This window comes from Cellulomonas sp. P4_D11 (genome assembly GCF_056401915.1).
The window spans coordinates 144,622-163,537 of the sequence record NZ_JBFUIK010000006.1 but is presented as its reverse complement, the minus strand read 5'-3'; the positions used below and the strand labels follow the sequence as shown (position 1 = coordinate 163,537).

Genomic DNA, 18,916 nt, shown 5'->3' with positions numbered 1-18,916 from the left:
CTCGACCCCGGCGGCGCTGTGGGGTATCCGTGCAGCGTGCACATGATCTGCACGGGAGGAACGCCATGTCGATTGGGCTACCGCGGTACGCCTATCTGGGCCCGGCCGGCACGTTCACCGAGGCCGCGCTGCGCCAGGTGGTCGCGGCCGACGACTGCGTCGACCTGCCCGTCTCGGACGTGGGGTCGGCCATCGAGGCCGTCCGCGCCGGCGACGCCGACTTCGCCGTGGTCGCCATCGAGAGCACGGTCGAGGGCGGCGTCACCGCGACCCTCGACAGCCTGGCCGGGGGCGACCCGCTCGTCATCCTGCGCGAGATGCTCGTGCCGGTGCAGTTCACGCTCGCCGCGGCCCCCGGGGTCCGGCTGTCGGACGTCCGGCGGATCTCCGCGCACCCGCACGCCTGGGTGCAGTGCCGGCGCTGGCTCGCGCACCACCTGCCGGACGTCGTGCACGTGCCGGCCACGTCCAACACCGCGCCCGCCGCGCTCATCGCGGCAGGGGGAGGCGAGCTGGGTTTCGACGCCGCGCTGGTGCCGCCCGCCGCCGTCGAGACCTACGGACTGGTCCCGATCGCGCAGGACGTGGCGGACAACGTGTCGGCGCTGACCCGGTTCGTCGTCGTCGGCCATCCCGGGGACGTCCCGCCGCCCACCGGCGCGGACAAGACGACCCTCGTGGTGCACCTGCCCGACAACGAGGCCGGCGCGCTGCTCGCCATGCTCGAGCAGTTCGCGGTCCGCGGCGTGAACCTGTCCCGGATCGAGTCGCGGCCCATCGGCGACTCCCTGGGCCGGTACTCGTTCTCCATCGACGCCGAGGGGCACATCACCGACGAGCGCGTCGGAGAGGCCGTCATGGGCCTGCACCGCCGCTGCCCGTACGTCCGGTTCCTCGGCTCCTACCCGCGGGCCGACGCCGTCGAGCCGACCGTGCACGTGGGGACCGCGGACGGTGACTTCGTGGGCGCGCGCGCCTGGCTGCAGTCCGTCCGCGGCGGCACCGCGACCTGAGGTCAGGCGTCCGCGGCGGCCTCGTCCGGCGCGTACGCGAGCAGATGGGAGACGAGGACCTCGCTGCTGTCCTTCGCCAGCCGCTCGCCGCTCCACGTCTCGCTGATCGACACGGTCCGCCCGTCGTGCAGCGTGAGCTCGGCGCGCACGGGGACCTGCTTGCTGATGCGGGCGACCGCGATCTCCTCGAACGCGAGGTAGCGGTGATAGGACGCGAGCTGCACGACCGAGCCGGACTGCAGGAGCGCGATCAGCCGCTGCTTGCCGTACTCGTCCTTCTTGGGCGTCGGCACGAGGATCATGCCGACGTCGAGGACCAGCACGTCGTGCTTCTTCCCGTCCACCTTCACGCTGGCCAGGCCGCCGACGACCTCGCCGCCGTGCGCGGACGCCGCCTCGTTGACCTGGCCGGTGGATTCGACGTCGACCCCCAGCTCGCCCAGCCGGGCGCGCGCCGCGACCACCGATTCGGGGCTGAGCGCCAGCGCGGCCAGCGGGGTGACGTCGAGCTCGGTGCCGTCCCGGCCGACCAGCCGCGCGGGGCCGCTCCACGAGTGCTGCCAGCGGGCCACACCCGCCTGCACGGCCGCCTGCCCGACGAGCATCTCCATGACCACGGCCAGCGGGTCGCCCTCCTGGCCCTTTTCGGCGACGACACCCAGGTCCTTCTCCCAGGCGCCGCGGCGACCGGAGGCAACCAGGTCCAGCACCGTGCCGAGGTTCGCCCGCGGCTGCCCGGCCACGCGCGCGGCGGCGCGGTAGAAGATGTCGACGGTCCGCTGCCGGGTCACGACGAGGGACGTCGCGGTGAGCTCCTCCCACGCCAGCTGGGTGCGGCCCTCGACGTTGACGACGCGCGCCGCGAGCTCGGCGGCGGCGGCCTCGAAACCGGGGACCAGCACGGTCGCCGGACGGGTGTCGCGGGCCGGCGCGGGGTCGCTCATGCGGTCCATCGCGGCCACGCGCACGGCGATCGACGGGTGCGAGTCCCAGCGTGACTTCTCCGCGGGCGGGGCGTCGGCGCGCATCTCGGCCAGCTCGGTCGAGCGGGCTGCCACCAGGTTCCCGAACCCGCCGAAGAACCCCTGCGCGGTCGGCGCGTAGCCCGACTCCCAGGCGTCGTCGAGGTACTGGCTGAGGTAGAACGACCAGGCCGCGTCGGCCACGGGCAGCTCGCGCAGGGCGCTCTGGGCGGTCGCCCGGCCCGCGATCCGCACCGACAGCTGGTCGGCCTCCAGCTCCTGGCGGCGGTTCACCGCGGCGGCGACCACCACGTAGAGCCGGGCGTACAGCCCGAGGAACCAGCCGACGACGTTGCCGGACAGCTGGTCGAGCGTCGCGCCGATGGCCTGCTTGCCCCGGTAGGTGATCGGCGCGAGCCGCGTGTGGCTGCTCGAGTAGTGGCCCAGCTCGTGCGCCAGCACCGACCGCAGCTGGCCCACGTCGAGCGTCTGCAGGAGCGGGACGCCGAGGTACAGGTGCCGGGTGCCGCCGACGAGCCCCAGCAGCCGGGTGTCCTCCGAGACGGCCGCGTTGACGTCCGGGATGAGCCGGATGTCGTCGGGCACGCGCGTGCCGGCCGCCGCCGCGAGCTCGGTGACCGTCGCCCACAGCGCCGGCGCGTCCGCGGGGGTCAGGGTCGGTCCCTCGTCGGCCGCGGGACGCGCGCGGGCCACCTTCCACAGGGCGACGACGATCGCGACGGCGACGGCGGCGGCGAAGAACCCGAGCTTGGCGGCCGCCGCCTCGGCGTCGGACTGGAAGGCCCACCAGGCCAGCGCCCCCATGCCGGCGACGATCGCCAGCGCGACGACGTAGAAGCCGGCCAGCAGGAGCACGGAGAGCGCGGCGCGCAGGGTGGTGGTCACGGGGGTCCTTCCGGTGCGGCCGGCCGCTCACCGGCCTCGTCCGGCGGGGAGCGTAACGGCTCGGTGGCGAGGGCGACGACGCGCTGCCCGAGGTCCCCCCGAACGGCCGTACAGGGCGATCAGGTCGTGGCTACCCGGACGACGAGCGCCGCGTGGTCCACGCGCGCCGACAGCTCGGTGACCCGGCCGACGATGTCGCCGTCCACCTGCACGTGCTCGCCGCCCTGCACCACCACGCGGACCTCCTGCGCGCGGGTGTGGTCGATGCGACCGATCTTCGCCGGCAGGTCGTTGCGCATCCCGGCACCCTGGAGCACCACCTCGCCGAAGAGCTGGGCCCAGCCCGCGATCCCGCCGCGCGTGTCGATCGCCGCGACGTCCAGCCAGCCGTCGTCGAGGACCGCGTCCGGGAGCAGCGTGATCCCGCCCGGCAGCTTGCCGCAGTTGCCGATGAGCAGGCTCCGCAGCCGCGTCGTGGTCATCGGCTGGTCGTCGAGCCGCACGTGCATGCGCGTCCGGCGGCCGTGCAGGTGCCGCATGCCCGACACGAAGTAGGCGATCCAGCCGACGCGGCGCTTGAGCTGCTCGTCGGTGTCCGCCACCATCGCGGCGTCGAAGCCCAGCCCGGCGATGACCAGGAAGATGTGGTCGCGCGGCAGGTCGGTGTCGTCGACGAGGTCGTCCGGCACGTTCTCCACGGCCTCGGTCACGGCGTCGTCGATGTCGGACTCCCAGCGCAGCACCCGCAGCCAGCCGACGTCGATGGTCCGGTCCCGGCCCTCGAGCGCGATCCGCATCGCGGCCAGCGGGTCGCTCAGCGGGAGGTCCAGGTTGCGAGCCAGGAGGTTGCCCGTGCCCAGCGGCATCAGTCCCATGGGCACGCCGGTGCCGACGAGGCCCTCCGCCACCGCCCGGACGGTGCCGTCGCCGCCGATCGCCACGACCACGTCCGCGCCGTCCGCGACCGCCTTGCGCGTCTGCCCGACGCCGGGGTCCGCGATCGTCGTCTCGTACCAGAGCGGCTCGGGGTACCCCTGCGCCTCCCGCGCCCGCAGGATCGCCGCCTTGAGCGCGGGCACGTCCGACTTCGACGGGTTGGCGACGAACGCGACGACCTGGCCGGCCTCCTGCACGTCCCGCGACAGCCGCAGGGCCCGGGCGCTCGTCCCCGCGGCCGGCGACTCGATCCGCCGCCGCAGCTCGCGCTGCCGCACCCACAGGAGCAGGACGAGAAGGAGCGCGGAGAGCGCGGCGATGCCCGCGAACACGGCGACCCACGCCTCCCACGTCATGCGGAGAATCTACGGCCCTCACGCTCCGGGGCTCCGGCTCTCTCGCCGCACGAGGTCGTGAGTCTCGGACGACGTCGTCAGCTGCACCGCACGACGTCGTCCCGAACGCACGACCTCGGGGGCTGGTGGACGGGCGTGCCGGGCGTCCGGCGCGGGTCTGTAGGGTTCTTGGGTGATCGATCTGCGGCTCCTGCGGGAGGACCCCGACCTCGTCCGGGCGAGCCAGGCGGCGCGGGGGGACGACCCCCACCTCGTGGACCAGGTGCTCGACGCCGACGCCCGCCGACGCTCGGCTCTGACCGAGTTCGAGACGCTGCGGGCCGAGCAGAAGTCCCTGGGCAAGCTGGTCGCGCAGGCGCAGGGCGACGAGAAGCACGCGCTGCTGACGCGCGCCAAGCACCTGGCCGAGCAGGTCAAGGCGCTGCAGACCGACGCGGACTCCGCCGAGGCCGTGGCCACCGAGCTGAGCCGCCGGATCTCCAACGTCGTCGAGGACGGGGTGCCCGCGGGCGGCGAGGACGACTACGTCGTGCTCAAGCACGTGGGCGAGGCGCGGTCGTTCGACTTCCCGGTGAAGGACCACCTCGAGCTGGGCGAGGGGCTGGCCGCGATCGACACCGAGCGCGGCGCCAAGGTGTCCGGCGCCCGGTTCTACTACCTCACCGGCATCGGCGCGCGCCTCGAGCTCGCGCTGCTCAACGCGGCGGTCGACAAGGCCCTGGCGGCCGGCTTCACGCCCGTCATCACGCCGACGCTGGTCAAGCCCGAGATCATGGCGGGCACCGGCTTCCTCGGGGCCCACGCGGACGAGGTGTACCACCTGCCCGCCGACGACCTGTACCTCGTCGGCACCAGCGAGGTCGCGCTCGCCGGCTACCACTCGGGCGAGATCCTCGACCTGTCGAAGGGCCCCAAGCGGTACGCCGGCTGGTCGGCCTGCTACCGGCGCGAGGCCGGCTCCTACGGCAAGGACACCCGCGGGATCATCCGCGTGCACCAGTTCCACAAGGTCGAGGCCTTCAGCTACACGACGATCGAGGACGCCTACGACGAGCACCGCCGCATCCTCGCGTGGGAGGAGGAGATGCTGGCCCTCGCCGAGCTCCCGTACCGCGTGATCGACACGGCCGCGGGCGACCTGGGCTCGAGCGCCGCGCGCAAGTTCGACTGCGAGGCGTGGCTGCCCAGCCAGGAGCGGTACCTCGAGCTCACGTCGACGTCGAACTGCACGACGTTCCAGGCCCGCCGCCTGGGCGTCCGCGAGCGCACAGCCGACGGCTCGATGCGCCCGGTGGCGACACTCAACGGCACGCTGGCCACCACGCGCTGGATCGTCGCGATCCTGGAGAACCACCAGCAGGCCGACGGCTCGGTGCGCGTCCCCGAGGGGCTCCGTCCGTACCTGGGGGGCCTCGAGGTGCTGGAGCCGGTGCGATGACCCGCTGCCGCCTCGTCGCCCTCGACGTCGACGGGACGCTCATGTCCTACGACGGCGTGATCTCCGACGAGGTGCGCCAGGCGGTCCGCGACGTCCGCGACGCCGGCCTCCACGTGGTGCTGGCCACCGGTCGAGGCGTGCACTCGGCCGCGCCGGTGGCCAAGGAGCTCGGGCTGACCGAGGGGTGGGTCGTCTGCTCCAACGGTGCGGTCACGGCCCGGCTCGACCCCTCCGTCGAGCTCGGCTACGAGATCGTCCGGGTGGTCACCTTCGACCCCGGGCCGGCGCTGCGGGCCATCGCGATGGAGCTCCCCGACGCGCTCTACGCCGTCGAGGACCTCGGCCTGGGCTTCCGCGTCTCCGCGGACTTCCCCGACGGCGAGCTCTCGGGCGACCTCGAGGTGGTGTCGTGGGACGAGCTGACCTCGACGCCCGCCACCCGCGTGGTCATCCGCAGCCCGCAGAGCACGCCCGAGCAGTTCCACGAGCTGGTGGAGCGCGTGGGCCTGCACGAGGTCGAGTACGCCGTCGGCTGGTCCGCGTGGCTGGACCTGACGCCCGGGGGCGTCTCCAAGGCCAGCGCGCTCGAGGAGGTCAGGCAGCACCTCGGGGTGCAGCCGCACGCCACCGTGGCGATCGGGGACGGAGGCAACGACGTGCAGATGCTCCGCTGGGCGGCCCGCGGCGTCGCGATGGGGCACGCGCCCGCCACCGTCCGGGCAGCGGCCGACGAGGTCACGGGCGGTATCGAGGACGACGGCGCCCTCGCCATCCTGCGGAGTCTGCTCGTCTGACCTGCCGTCGATCTCGTCCGTTTCGACAACGATTCCGGGCGGTTTTCGTACTTCCAGGCCCCCGACGCCCTCCCGTGACTCAATCGTGACCGGATTGCCCGGTCTTACCGGTTGCGCCCGTCTTGCGTAACGGCTTGCATCGCTTGCAAGGGCGCGGGGGAATCCGCCTGCGCTCGACCGGGACATGACGACGTGGAGGTCTCATGAACGGCACGCGAAAGCGTCGTGGCTATGTGGCAGTGGCAGCAGCGAGCGCGGGCCTCGCGCTCGCGCTGACGGGGTGTTCGAGCGGCGGTGGCGGGGACGGCGACAGCACCGACAACCCGTCGGCGGACTGCTCGATCTATGACTCGTACGGGGACCTGAGCGGCAAGACGGTCTCGATCTACGCGGGGATCGTCGCCCCGGAGGACAAGCCGTACACGGACTCGTTCAAGGCGTTCGAGGACTGCACGGGCGTCAAGGTCGACTACCAGGCCGACAAGAGCTTCGAGCAGCAGATCCTGGTCCAGGCGCAGGCGAAGAACACGCCGGACATCGCGATCGTCCCCCAGCCCGGCCTGCTGGCCCAGCTGGTGGCCACGGGGACCGTCGTCGCCGCGCCGCAGGCGGTCGCGGACAACGTCGACAAGTTCTGGGACCCGTCCTGGAAGGACTACGGCTCGGTCGACGGCACCTTCTACGCCGCCCCGTCGGGCGCCAGCGTCAAGTCGCTGGTCTGGTACTCGCCGTCCCAGTTCAAGGACAACGGCTGGGAGGTCCCGACGACGCTCGACGAGCTCCAGTCGCTCTCCGACGACATCGCGGCCACGGGGATCAAGCCCTGGTGCGCCGGCATCGCGTCCGGTGACGCGACCGGCTGGCCGATCACGGACTGGATGGAGGACATGATGCTCCGGGTCGCCAGCCCGGAGGCCTTCGACCAGTGGGTCGACCACTCCATCGCGTTCAACTCGGAGGACCCGACCAAGGCGCTGGACGCCGTGGGCGACTACCTGAAGAACACCAAGTACGTGAACGGCGGCTTCGGCGACGTCACGTCGATCGCGAGCACGGCGTTCCAGGACGGCGGCCTGCCGATCCTCGACGGCCAGTGCGCGCTGCACCGCCAGGCGTCGTTCTACGCGGCCAACTGGCCGGAGGGCACCAAGGTGGCCGAGGACGGCGACGTCTTCGCGTTCTACCTGCCGGGCGTGAACGCCGACGACCACCCGGTCCTCGGTGCCGGCGAGTTCGTCACCGCGTTCAGCGACCGTCCCGAGGTGCAGGCGCTCCAGGAGTTCTGGTCCACCGACACCTGGGCCAACATCAAGGCGAAGGCCAGCTCGGACGACACCGGTGGTGGCTGGATCACCGCCAACAAGGGGCTCGACACCGCGAACCTGGTGAACCCCATCGACCTGCTCTCCGCCAAGATCCTGCAGGACCCGAACTCGGTGTTCCGCTTCGACGGCTCGGACCGCATGCCGGCCGCCGCGAACTCCGTGTTCTGGAAGGAAGCGACGAACTGGATCACGGGACAGTCCACCAAGGACACCCTCGACAAGATCGAGGCCGCCTGGCCGACGTCCTGACGTGAGGCCGGTCCCCGGGAGTCGTCCGCGGCTCCCGGGGACCGGCCTGCATGCCGTCAGTCCCGTCGTCCACCCTCGTCCCTGTCGGGAGGTCCGATGCAGCTCGCCGAAAAGCTCGTGGCGATGGTGGTCGCGCTGGTCGCGTTCACCGTCGTGATCGGTCTGATCCTGTTCGTCGTCGCGCTCCTGGAGAAGCGGGGGGCCAAGCGGGTCGCCTGGTTCTTCGTCGGGCCGACGTTCCTGCTCCTCCTGCTCGGCCTGGTCTACCCGGCCGTGCGCACCGTCATCCGCTCGTTCTTCGACGCCGCAGGCAAGTCGTTCATCGGGATCGACAACTACACCGCGATCTTCACGTCCAGCGACCAGCTGATCGTCTTGCGCAACACCGTGCTCTGGGTGCTCGTCGCACCGGTGGTCGCGACGATCGTGGGCCTCATCTACGCCATCATCGTCGACGGCGCCAAGGGCGAGGCGGTCGCGAAGTCGCTGATCTTCCTGCCGATCGCGGTCTCGTTCGTCGGCGCGTCGATCATCTGGAAGTTCGTCTACGAGTACCGGTTCTACGACCCGACGCTCGCGGTCAACCCGCAGCAGATCGGCCTCCTCAACCAGATCATCGTCTGGCTCGGCGGGACACCCCAGCAGTTCCTCATCAACGAGCCCTGGAACAACCTGTTCCTCATCGCCGTGATGATCTGGATCCAGGCCGGGTTCGCCATGACCATCCTCTCCGCGGCGATCAAGGCGATCCCCGCGGACATGGTCGAGGCGGCGCGGCTCGACGGCGTCTCCTCCTGGGGGATGTTCCGGTTCATCACGATCCCGACCATCCGGCCGACGCTCGTCGTGGTCCTCACCACGATCGCCATCGGCAGCCTCAAGGTGTTCGACATCGTCCGCACCATGACCGGCGGCCAGTTCGGCACCAGCGTCGTGGCCAACGAGTTCTTCACGCAGAGCTTCAGCGCAGGGAACCAAGGGCTCGGTGCAGCGCTCGCGGTCCTCCTGTTCATCCTGGTCATCCCGATCATCGTCTACAACATCCGGCAGATCCGGCGATCGGAGGCACGATGAGCACCGTCGGACCCCAGCTGGACCTTTCCGGGCTGCCCAAGGGCGGCGTCGACGACCAGGTCGGCGACGTCCGGGGTGTCGCGGAGGCGACGAAGAAGCGCCTGACGTCCCCGTGGGCGTCGCTCGCCGCGGTCGTGCTCGCGGTCGTGTGGACGGTGCCGACCCTCGGCCTGTTCATCAGCTCGTTCCGGCCCGCCGAGGACATCAACAAGTCCGGCTGGTGGACCGTCTTCACCAACCCGAGCTTCACGCTCGAGAACTACCAGACGGTGCTCGCGTCCGACAGCTCGTCGTCGCTCGCGCCGTACATCATCAACTCGATCGTGATCACCATCCCGGCGGTGCTCATCCCGTTGCTCATCGCGTCGCTCGCGGCGTACGGGTTCGCGTGGATGAACTTCTGGGGCAAGAACGCGCTGTTCGTGGCGGTCTTCGCGCTGCAGATCGTGCCCATCCAGGTCACGCTCATCCCGCTGCTGACCATCTACGCGGACATCAACATCGCCGGCACGTTCTGGGCGATCTGGCTGTCGCACACGATGTTCGCCCTGCCGCTCGCGGTGTTCCTGCTGCACAACTTCATGAAGGAGATCCCCGCCGAGCTGATCGAGGCCGCCCGCGTCGACGGTGCCGGGCACGTCACGATCTTCTTCCGGCTGATGCTGCCGATCCTCAAGCCCGCGCTCGCGGCCTTCGGGATCTTCCAGTTCCTGTGGGTGTGGAACGACCTGCTCGTCGCGCTGACGTTCGCGGGTTCGTCCCAGGCGGTCGCGCCGATGACGGTCGCGCTCTACAACCTCACAGGGCAGCGCGGTTCGCAGTGGTACCTGCTCACGGCCGGGGCGTTCGTCTCGATCATCGTGCCGGTGATCGTGTTCCTCAGCCTGCAGCGCTACTTCGTCCGCGGCCTGCTCGCCGGGTCGGTCAAGGGATAGGCGGTCGCCGGCACGGCCTCACGGCTGCCCTAGCCTGAGGCCGTGCCCGCACCCCTGCTGTTCGTCCTCTCGGGGCTGACGCAGTACGTCGGGGCGGCGCTCGCGGTCGGCATCTTCGGCACGATCGCCGCCGGCTCGGTGGCCTGGCTGCGCATCACGGTCGCGGCGCTCGTCCTGCTGGTCTGGCGACGCCCGTGGCGCTCCCGGGGCGTGTGGACGTGGCCCGAGCTGCGCACCGCCGTCGTGTTCGGCCTCGTGCTGGCCGTGATGAACGTGGCGTTCTACATCGCGATCGACCACCTGCCGCTGGGCACCGCGGTGTCGATCGAGTTCCTGGGACCCGTGGCCGTCGCGGCCGTGACCGGGCGTGGCTGGCGCGACCGCGTGGGCATCGCGATCGCGGCCGTGGGCGTCGTGCTCCTGGCCGGGGTGAGCCTGGACGCGGGACCGGGCGCCGTGATCGGGCTGGTGGCGATCCTCGTCGCGGCAGCGTGCTGGGCGGCGTACATCCTGCTGGGCCGCCGGGTCGCCCGCGCCGCGTCGGGCGGGATCACCGGCCTCTCGGTCGCGATGGCCGCGGGCGCCGTGCTGCTCGCCCCCTTCCTGGCCGGCGGCGCCGGGCCGGTGCTGCACGACGCCCGGCTCGCGGCGCTCGTCGTCGCGATCGCGGTGTGCTCGTCCGTGATCCCCTATGCCCTCGAGCAGGTGGTGCTGCGGCGCGTGCGGGCGGCGACCTTCGCCGTGCTCCTGGCGATGCTTCCCGCGACGGCCGCCGTCGTCGGGGCGGTCGTGCTCGGCCAGGTGCCGCACGGGCTCGAGGTGGTCGGCCTGCTGCTCGTGTCCGGCGCGATCGTGCTCACGGGCCTGGACCGCGAGGAGCCGGTGACCGACGAGGCGCCGCCGCCTGCGTAGCAGCTACAGGTACTGGCCCGTGGACGGGTTCGGGTTGTTGGGATCGGCCGGCAAGCCCTGCGCCGGGCCGGACGGCAGCTGGCGACGCATCCCGGTGAGCTGGGACTGCGCGGCCATCTGCTGCGCGACGAGTGCGGTCTGGATGCCGTGGAACAGCCCCTCGAGCCACCCGACCAGCTGCGCCTGAGCGATCCGGAGCTCGGCGTCGGACGGCGCCTGGTCCTCGACGAACGGCAGCGTGATCCGGTGCAGCTCCGCGACGAGCTCGGGGGACAGGCCCTCCTCCAGCTCGTGCAGGGACCGCTCGTGGATCTCCGCCAGGCGGGCGCGGGCGGCGTCGTCGAGCGGAGCGCTGCGCACCTCGTCGAGAAGCTGCTTGATCATGGTGCCGATGCGCATGACCTTGGCGGGCTGGCCGACCAGCGCGGTGATGTCCTCGGGCCGGTCCTCCTCGGTGCCGGCGTCGATCACCACCACGCGCGGCTCGTCGGAGGTCGGGGCGTCCTGCTCGGCGTTGTCGGTCACCCCGGCATTCTGACGGACGCCGGGCCGGTCCGCAGCGTCGCTAGGGTGGACGACATGGCCTGGCTCACCACACCCGCCCATGCCCGCTGGCTCGAGGACGAGACGGACCGGCTCCTGGAGTTCGGACGGGCCTCGGTGGTCCCCGGTGGGTTCGCCCGGCAGGACGAGGCCGGCGCCGCCGTCGACGGCCCGCTCGAGCTGTGGATCGCGTGCCGCATGACGCACGTGTACGCACTCGGGCACCTGCTGGGTCGCCCCGGCTCGGCCGCCCTGGTCGACCACGGTCTGGCCGCGCTGAGCGGCGCGTTCCACGACGACGAGCACGGCGGGTGGTTCGCCGAGGTCGAGCCCGACGGCACCCCGCGGGACACCGACAAGGCGGCCTACCCGCACGCCTTCGTCATCCTCGCGGCCTCGAGCGCGGCCGCCGCCGGCCGGCCGGGCGCGCGCGAGCTGCTGGACCGGGCGCTGGACGTCTCGGAGCGGTGGTTCTGGGACGACGAGGCGGGCATGGTGGTCGAGCAGTGGGACCGGGCCTTCACCACGCTCGACCCCTACCGCGGGGTCAACGCCAACATGCACACGGTCGAGGCGTACCTCGCGGCGGCCGACGTCACCGGGCAGCGCGTCTGGCTGGACCGCGCGCTGCGGATCGTCGAGCGCGTCGTGCACGGCTGGGCCGCCGGCAACGCCTGGCGCATCCCCGAGCACTTCGACTCGGCGTGGGTCCCGGACCTCGAGTACAACGCGGACACCCCGGCGCACCCGTTCCGGCCCTACGGCGCGACCATCGGCCACTGGCTCGAGTGGGCCCGCCTGACCCTGCACGCGCGCGCCGCCATCACGGCCCGCGGCGACGTCGCCCCCGTCTGGATGCTCGAGGACGCGGTCGCGCTCTTCGACGCCGCCGTCCGCGAGGGGTGGGACGTCGACGGTGCCCCGGGCTTCGTGTACACGGTCGACTGGGCCGGTGTGCCGGTGGTGCGCGAGCGCATGCACTGGGTGGCCGCCGAGGCCGTCGCCGCCGCCGCCGCCCTGCACGCCGCGACAGGGGAGGAGCGGTTCGACGACGCCTACACGCAGTGGTGGGAGTACATCGGTGCGCACGTCCTCGACCGCGTCGGGGGGTCGTGGTGGCACGAGCTCGGGACCGACAACCAGGTGTCCCGCACCGTCTGGGCCGGCAAGGCCGACCTCTACCACGCCGTCCAGGCGACCCTGATCCCGCGCCTGCCCCTGACCCCGGTCATCGCCCCGGCCCTCGCCGCCGGCCTCCTGGACTGACCACGGTCCACCGCAGACGTCCGCACCAGGTGGGCCTCTGACCCACACGAGTGCGGACGTCCGAGGAATGGGCTGCCCTGGCGACCAGGTGCTCGGACGTCGCGTTCAGCGGGGTGTGCTCAGGGGAGCAGGAGGACCTTGCCGAAGGCTTCGCCGGTCTCGAGCAGGCGGTGGGCGTCGGCGGCCTGCTCGAACGGCAGGCGCGCGTGCACCACGGGCCGCACGGAGCCGTCGGCCACGAGGGGCCAGACGTGCCGGCGGACCCCGTCCATGATCGCGACCTTCTGGTCGTGCGGGCGCGAGCGCAGCATCGTGCCCAGGATGCTGGCCCGCTTCGACAGCAGCGCGGACAGGTCGAGCTCGCCGCGCCGGCCCTGCTGCATCCCGATGATCACGAGGCGGCCGTCGTCGGCGAGCATCGCGAGGTTGTCCGCCAGCCCTCCGGCGCCCAGCACGTCGAGCACGACGTCGACGCCGTGTCCGTCCGTCACCGCCAGGACCCGGCCGACGAGGTCGGGCTCCCGGTGGTCGAACGCCTCGTCGGCGCCGAGCCCGCGGACGCGCGCCGTGCGCTGCGGGCCGCCCGCCGTCGCGATCACGCGCGTGCCGAGGGCGCGGCCGAGCTGGACCGCCGCGGAGCCGACGCCGCCCGAGCCGCCCCGCACGAGCAGCGTCTCGCCGGGGGAGAGGCGCGCCGCTCGGAGGTTGGACCAGACCGTCGCGAGGGCCTCGGGCAGGGCCGCGGCGTCGACCGTCGACACACCGTCGGGGATGCGCAGCGCGAGCGCCGCCGGCACGGCCACCCGCTCGGCGTAGCCGCCGCCGGCGAGCAGCGCGGCGACACGGTCGCCCACCTGGAGGTCGTCTGGACCCAGCCCGTCGCCCCGCGCCACGACCGTGCCCGACACCTCGAGGCCCGGCCAGGCGGGTGCGCCAGGCGGCGCGGGATAGTGGCCGGCGCGCTGGAGCAGGTCCGCCCTGTTGACTCCGGCCGCCGCGACCTCGACGATCAGGTCCAGCGGTCCGGGGGCGGGTTCGGCCACCTCGTCGACTGCGAGGACGTCCGGATCGCCCGGCTTCGTGATCACCACGGCACGCACGTCCGCACAGTAACCCCGCAACGAGCCCCGTTCCGCTGCTAGCACACGACACCCGAATGAGGCGTCATGTCGCCGTATCCCAGTGGGTGAGGTCCATGGCAAACTCTGCCGCGGGCTAATGGTCCGGCGTCCAGCAGCCGATGAAGGGCAACGGGACACCTCGCGGGTCGACTGACCAGAGGGCACAACCGGTACGACTTGGCGGCAACACCTGTTGCCGGAAGACGGAAGGGATCGACATGCTGCGACGGCTCGGCATCCGCGCCAAAGTGATGGCTGTCCTCGCCGTCCCCATCCTCGTCATCTTCGGCGCCGGTGCCTACATCTCCTTCGGAGCGCTGCAGGACCTCCGCTACGCCAAGGCGGCGGAGGGCGTCATCAGCACCCTCGAGGCCTACGGCCCGCTGGCCAGCGCGGTGCAGACGGAGCGCGTCCTCTCGCTCAACGGTGGTACGCCCGAGCAGATCGCCGCCGCGCGTGAGGCGACCGACGTGGCGCTCGCGTCCGTCCGGCCCTCGACCGCGAAGCTCGATCTCTCCCAGTTCCCGCAGTCGGTGATCAACCAGTTCCTCGCGGTGCAGTCGTCGTACAACACGATGCTCCCCTCGCTGCGTACCCGCGTGGACACCAAGGCCCAGCGCGCGCTCATCCAGCGCAACTACGGCGACCTCATCACCAGCCAGATCAGCCTGGTCGAGCAGGTCTCCAACAGCCTCAGGAACCGCGAGCTCTCCGCGTACGTGACGGGCTACAAGGAGACCAGCCAGACCGCCGACAACCTGGTCGCCGAGCTCATCAACGGTGTCGCCCTGTGGAGCGCCCGCGCCGAGTCCCCGGCCCTGCTGCGCACCTTCACCAACAGCTCCGCCGCCACCGAGCTCTCCCGCGGACGTGCCCGCAGCGCGGTCTCCGGCCTCGGTGTCACCGACCTCGCGCTGCCCCAGAAGGACCCGACCTCGAAGTTCACGCAGATCCGGTCGCTGCTGTCGCAGGGCAACGCCCAGGGCTTCGCCGCCGTCGACCCCACGGTCTTCGCCGGCGAGATCCAGGCGCAGCTGGCGTCGCTCTCCGAGGTCAACGACAAGATCCTCGCCGCCGCCGACGAGGTCGCGAAGCAGGCCGTGACCGACGCCCAGACCCGCGCCGTGATCACCATCGGCGCGGCCGTCCTCGCGGCCGGCCTGTCGCTCCTCCTCGCCCTCGTCGTCTCCCGCTCGATCATCGTCCCGCTGCGTCGCCTGACGAAGGCCGCCGCCGACGTCCGCGAGCAGCTGCCGCGACTGGTCGAGCAGGTGGCCGTCCCCGGTGAGGGCCCGGAGATCACGCTCGCGCCCATCCCGGTGACGTCCCGCGACGAGGTCGGCCAGCTGGCCGCCGCGTTCAACTCGGTGAACCAGACCACGGTCGCGGTCGCCCAGGAGCAGGCAGCCCTGCGTGGGTCCATCGCCGAGATGTTCGTCAACGTCGCCCGCCGCGACCAGGTGCTCCTCAACCGCCAGCTGTCGTTCATCGACTCCCTGGAGCGTGCCGAGGAAGACCCGAGCACCCTGGCGAACCTCTTCCGCCTCGACCACCTCGCCACCCGCATGCGTCGTAACGCGGAGTCCCTCCTCGTCCTCGCCGGCATCGACTCCGGCCGACGCCTCCGCGACGCGATGCCGCTGTCCGACGTGGTCCGCACGGCCTCCTCGGAGATCGAGCAGTACGACCGCGTCGAGCTCGACCTGCAGGTCGACCCGCACATGCACGGCTTCAACGCCCTCGGCGCCGCCCACCTGCTCGCCGAGCTCCTCGAGAACGCGACGATCTTCTCCGAGCCGGAGACGCCCGTCACGGTCACCACCGGTGTCTCGGGCCAGTTCGTCGTCGTCCGCGTCCTCGACCAGGGCCTCGGCATGAGCGACCAGGAGCTCGAGGCGGCGAACGCCAAGATCTACTCGACGTCCGCCAGCGACTCCCTGGGCAACCAGCGCCTCGGCCTCTTCGTCGTCGGCCGCATCGCGCAGCGCCTCGGTGCCGAGGTCAAGCTGCTCAAGGCGGCGCACGGCACGGGCACCGAGACGATCGTCAAGTTCCCGGCCACGCTGTTCGTCGCGACCGAGACGGCCCTGTACGGTTCCGGCGCGCCGGCTGCCCTCGCGGCGCCGCGCAACGACCCGGGCCTGCCCCAGATCGAGGCGCCCGTCGTCGACGAGGTCGACCTCGCCGCCCTGACGGACGGTCAGACGTCCCTCGGCCTGCCGCACCGTCGTCGTCGTGAGGACGGCTCGGACGAGGCTGTCGGCCCCATCCCGGTCACGGAGATGGCGCAGTCGACCGGCCTGCCGTCGCGGTCGAAGAAGACGTTCGACGAGGACAACCTCGTCCTGCCCGAGGCCCCCGACGGCCACATCGCGCCCGAGATCCAGGCCGCCGGCTCCGACTGGAGGCCCGCGACGCTCGCGCCCGAGAAGGGTGGTCTGCCGAGCCGCAGCCGCGCCTCCACGTCCGCGTGGGCCAAGCCGGAGCAGGACGCGCCCACCGCGTCCGCCGCCGCTCCGGCCCCCGCCGCCCGTGCCGGGCTCTTCTCCGGCTTCCGTGGCCGCACGGAGACGCCCGCCGCGACCAGCGACACCGACGAGAACCTCGTCGTGCCGGCGCTGTCGTCCGACGACGACGAGCGCTCGCTGCCGCCCGCCCAGTCCAACGCCGTCCGCGCGCCCTGGATGTCGAGCGGTGCGCACGCGGCCCCCGCCGAGCCCATCATCGTCCCCCAGCTCGTGGACGACGAGGACACCTGGGAGGCGCAGGAGGCCGAGCACCGCGAGGCGCAGAGCGCCGCGGCCGCTGCCGCCGTCGCCGCACAGGTCGAGGCCGCTCCCGAGGAGGAGGCGCCCGTGTGGGAGCCGACTCCCGCCTGGGACGTCGCCGAGACCGCTGCCGCCGAGGCTCCGGCCTGGGAGGCGCCCGTCGCCGAGGAGACCCCGGCGTGGGAGGCCCCCGCTGCCGAGCTCCAGGGCTGGGACGCGCCCGTCGCCGAGGAGACCCCGGCGTGGGAGGCCCCCGCTGCCGAGGAGACCGCCACGTGGGAGGCCCCCGTCTGGGAGGCGCCCGTCGCCGAGGAGGCCGTCGCCGAGGCGCCCGTTGCCGAGGAGACCGTCGCCGAGGAGACCTCCGTCGTGGAGGAGACCCCCGCGTGGGAGGCTCCCGCCGCCGAGGCCCTTGCCTGGGACGCGCCGGTCGCCGACGAGGCCCCCGTGTGGGAGGCGCCCGTGGCGTCCGACTCGCAGGCCTGGGACCACGCGATCGTCGACGACGAGCCCGCCTGGGAAGCCCCTGTCGTCGCCGAGCAGGCGCCGGCCGCGCTGACCGCACGGGTGGCCACGCCGGCACCCGAGCCGGTCGTCGAGGAGCTCGACGAGCCTGTCGCCGAGGTCGAGGCCCCGGCCGCGTCCGTCGCGCCCGTCCAGAGCTTCACGTCCTACAGCGGCTACTCGGGGTGGGGCGCACCGGCGTCCGACGCCCCGGCGCCGTACGTGCCCTTCGAGCGCACGCTTGACGAGGCCCGCGCCTGGCACACCGGCGCGATGCCGATCGTGCCCGCGCCCGTCGCCGAGGTCGCTGCCCCCGTCGAGGAGGCCGTCGAGGCCGCCCCCGTGCAGGAGCAGCTCCCGGCCGAGCCCGCCGCCGACGACGCCGCCTGGCCGGCACCCGCGTGGGAGCCGCCGACGTGGCAGGCGCCGCAGTGGGAGGAGCAGGCCGCCCAGGCCGCCGCCGAGCCCGTGGCCGAGGTCTCCCCGGAGCCCGAGCCCGTCGCCGAGGTCGCGCCGGAGCCCGAGCCCGTCGCCGAGGTGGCGCCGGAGCCCGAGCCGGAGCCCGAGCCCGAGCTCGCCGTCATCGACGGTGTCGCGTTCCGCCGCGTCTACCTCGAGCCCGACCCCGAGCCCGAGCCCGAGCTCGACGACGCCCCGCAGTACGAGGCCGAGGTCGCTCCCGAGCCGCAGCCTGTCGCGCAGGAGGAGGTGCCCGCCTGGGCAGCTCCGGTCGCGCAGCAGGAGGCCCCGGTCTGGGCCGCGCCCGTCCAGGAGGCGCCGGCGTGGCCGACGTTCCAGGCCGCGCCCGCCGAGGTCGAGTCGCCGACGCAGCTGTTCACCCCCGTCGAGGCGGCAGCCGCCGTCACGCCGGAGCCGGTCGCGTACCCGCAGCAGGCACCCGTCTACGAGGCCCCGGTCTCGTTCTCGGCCCCTGAGCCCGTCGCCGCCCCGGCGTGGGCACCGACGGCGGCGGCCCCGGTCGCCCCCGCGGCGCCCGAGGCCCCGTTCTCCGAGCTCGTGCAGACGCCGTCGGACGACGCCAAGGGCCGTCGTCGGTGGGGCCTGTTCGGCAAGAAGAAGGCCGACGAGGTCGCGCCCCAGGCTGCGGCCCCGGTCGCCCCCGCGCCGCTCGCCGCCGCCCCGGAGCCCGTCAGCCAGGTCGCCCCCGTGCGGACCTCGGCCTGGACGTCGGAGGCAGCCGCTGCGCCGGCACCCGCCGGTGCGGACTCCTCGCAGTCGTGGATGGCGTCCACCGCGTGGCCCGCTCCCACGGCCCAGGCCCCGGTCGCTCCCGCTCCCGCCTCCGTCGCCCCGCTGCCGGCAGCTCCGGCTCCCCTGGAGCCCGCGCCGTCCGGTTCGTGGCAGCCGCCGGAGTGGGCCGCCCGCCCCGGTGGCAACCCGGCACCGCTGTCGACGGTCCCGCAGCCCGCGCTGCCGCCGTCGGTCGCACCCCGGGTCGGCACGCTCGACGACGAGGTGGCGGCGATGCTCGCCCTCCGTTCGGACATCCAGGAGCAGGCACTCTCCGAGCTCTCCCAGCTCTCGGCCTACCGGCCGGCGGCGACGGGTGGCAACGCGGAGCGCCTGACCAAGCGAGTCCCCACAGCTGTCCCGGCGACGACCGTCACCGAGGACGAAGGGAAGCCCGTGCAGCGTGACGCGGACCAGCTCCGGTCGCGTCTGTCGAGCTTCCAGTCCGGGACCTCCCGCGGCCGTCGTGCCACGGAGGACCCGTCCGGCCAGAACGGCGTGAGCTGATGACTGCCCCCGACCCCACAACCGTCGTCACCGCCATGGTGGCGTCTGACCCCGCA

Annotated in this window: 13 protein-coding genes; 9 read left to right on the top strand and 4 right to left on the bottom strand. The window is 72.8% G+C overall.

Translation table 11 applies throughout. The annotated features are described in order from the left end of the window. Nucleotides 1-65: 65 nt before the first annotated feature. Nucleotides 66-1,013 (top strand): prephenate dehydratase, encoded by a 948-nt coding sequence (gene pheA, locus AC1DT4_RS06125; RefSeq protein ID WP_477088885.1) that lies wholly within the window; start codon nt 66-68, stop codon nt 1,011-1,013. Between the two features lie 2 nt (nt 1,014-1,015). Here the strand turns inward: pheA and AC1DT4_RS06120 are convergent, their stop codons facing one another. Then, nucleotides 1,016-2,881 carry a M48 family metallopeptidase gene (locus AC1DT4_RS06120; RefSeq protein WP_477088884.1) on the bottom strand — a complete coding sequence of 622 codons (1,866 nt, stop codon included), beginning with the start codon at nt 2,879-2,881 and terminating at the stop codon, nt 1,016-1,018. Nucleotides 2,882-3,000: 119 nt separating this feature from the next. Further along, the gene (locus tag AC1DT4_RS06115; protein ID WP_477088883.1) at nt 3,001-4,173 is read right to left on the bottom strand and encodes a diacylglycerol/lipid kinase family protein; all 1,173 of its coding nucleotides are present in this window, start codon (nt 4,171-4,173) and stop codon (nt 3,001-3,003) included. A gap of 172 nt (nt 4,174-4,345) precedes the next feature. On the opposite strand from AC1DT4_RS06115, the gene serS reads away from it, so the two are divergent. From serS to AC1DT4_RS06085, 6 genes are all read left to right on the top strand, one after another. Further along, nucleotides 4,346-5,611, top strand: coding sequence for a serine--tRNA ligase (serS, locus tag AC1DT4_RS06110; protein WP_477088882.1), 1,266 nt, complete (start codon nt 4,346-4,348; stop codon nt 5,609-5,611). Next, nucleotides 5,608-6,405 (top strand): HAD family hydrolase, encoded by a 798-nt coding sequence (locus AC1DT4_RS06105; RefSeq protein WP_477088881.1) that lies wholly within the window; start codon nt 5,608-5,610, stop codon nt 6,403-6,405. Before serS ends, AC1DT4_RS06105 begins: the two co-directional genes overlap by 4 nt. Before the next feature lie 233 nt (nt 6,406-6,638). Continuing rightward, nucleotides 6,639-7,979, top strand: a complete 1,341-nt coding sequence (locus AC1DT4_RS06100; protein WP_477088880.1) for an ABC transporter substrate-binding protein — start codon at nt 6,639-6,641, stop codon at nt 7,977-7,979. A gap of 96 nt (nt 7,980-8,075) precedes the next feature. Beyond that, on the top strand, nt 8,076-9,053 hold the full coding sequence (locus AC1DT4_RS06095) for a carbohydrate ABC transporter permease (protein ID WP_477088879.1): 978 nt from the start codon (nt 8,076-8,078) through the stop codon (nt 9,051-9,053). Continuing rightward, complete coding sequence (locus AC1DT4_RS06090; RefSeq protein WP_477088878.1) at nt 9,050-9,988, top strand: carbohydrate ABC transporter permease; 939 nt, start codon at nt 9,050-9,052, stop codon at nt 9,986-9,988. Before AC1DT4_RS06095 ends, AC1DT4_RS06090 begins: the two co-directional genes overlap by 4 nt. 42 nt (nt 9,989-10,030) lie before the next feature. Then, nucleotides 10,031-10,900 (top strand): EamA family transporter, encoded by an 870-nt coding sequence (locus tag AC1DT4_RS06085; protein ID WP_477088877.1) that lies wholly within the window; start codon nt 10,031-10,033, stop codon nt 10,898-10,900. A 3-nt stretch (nt 10,901-10,903) separates the two neighbouring features. On the opposite strand, the gene AC1DT4_RS06080 is transcribed toward AC1DT4_RS06085, so the two are convergent. Beyond that, nucleotides 10,904-11,425: a bacterial proteasome activator family protein gene (locus AC1DT4_RS06080; RefSeq protein WP_477088876.1), complete on the bottom strand. Its 522-nt coding sequence runs from the start codon at nt 11,423-11,425 to the stop codon at nt 10,904-10,906. 54 nt (nt 11,426-11,479) lie between these two features. On the opposite strand from AC1DT4_RS06080, the gene AC1DT4_RS06075 reads away from it, so the two are divergent. After that, complete coding sequence (locus AC1DT4_RS06075) at nt 11,480-12,709, top strand: AGE family epimerase/isomerase (RefSeq protein ID WP_477088875.1); 1,230 nt, start codon at nt 11,480-11,482, stop codon at nt 12,707-12,709. Between the two features lie 119 nt (nt 12,710-12,828). Here the strand turns inward: AC1DT4_RS06075 and AC1DT4_RS06070 are convergent, their stop codons facing one another. Then, on the bottom strand, nt 12,829-13,809 hold the full coding sequence (locus AC1DT4_RS06070; protein WP_477088874.1) for an NAD(P)H-quinone oxidoreductase: 981 nt from the start codon (nt 13,807-13,809) through the stop codon (nt 12,829-12,831). A 239-nt stretch (nt 13,810-14,048) separates the two neighbouring features. Between AC1DT4_RS06070 and AC1DT4_RS06065 the strand changes: the two genes are divergently transcribed. Then, complete coding sequence (locus AC1DT4_RS06065) at nt 14,049-18,860, top strand: sensor histidine kinase (RefSeq protein ID WP_477088873.1); 4,812 nt, start codon at nt 14,049-14,051, stop codon at nt 18,858-18,860. The last annotated feature ends 56 nt before the right edge of the window (nt 18,861-18,916 follow it).

Excerpts from the sequence above, each read along its gene's own strand:
- pheA (WP_477088885.1), top strand. The coding sequence starts at position 66 with ATGTCGATTGGGCTACCGCGGTACGCCTATCTGGGCCCGGCCGGCACG.
- AC1DT4_RS06115 (WP_477088883.1), bottom strand. The coding sequence starts at position 4,173 with ATGACGTGGGAGGCGTGGGTCGCCGTGTTCGCGGGCATCGCCGCGCTC.
- AC1DT4_RS06105 (WP_477088881.1), top strand. The coding sequence starts at position 5,608 with ATGACCCGCTGCCGCCTCGTCGCCCTCGACGTCGACGGGACGCTCATG.
- AC1DT4_RS06095 (WP_477088879.1), top strand. The coding sequence starts at position 8,076 with ATGCAGCTCGCCGAAAAGCTCGTGGCGATGGTGGTCGCGCTGGTCGCG.
- AC1DT4_RS06090 (WP_477088878.1), top strand. The coding sequence starts at position 9,050 with ATGAGCACCGTCGGACCCCAGCTGGACCTTTCCGGGCTGCCCAAGGGC.
- AC1DT4_RS06075 (WP_477088875.1), top strand. The coding sequence starts at position 11,480 with ATGGCCTGGCTCACCACACCCGCCCATGCCCGCTGGCTCGAGGACGAG.
- AC1DT4_RS06065 (WP_477088873.1), top strand. The coding sequence starts at position 14,049 with ATGCTGCGACGGCTCGGCATCCGCGCCAAAGTGATGGCTGTCCTCGCC.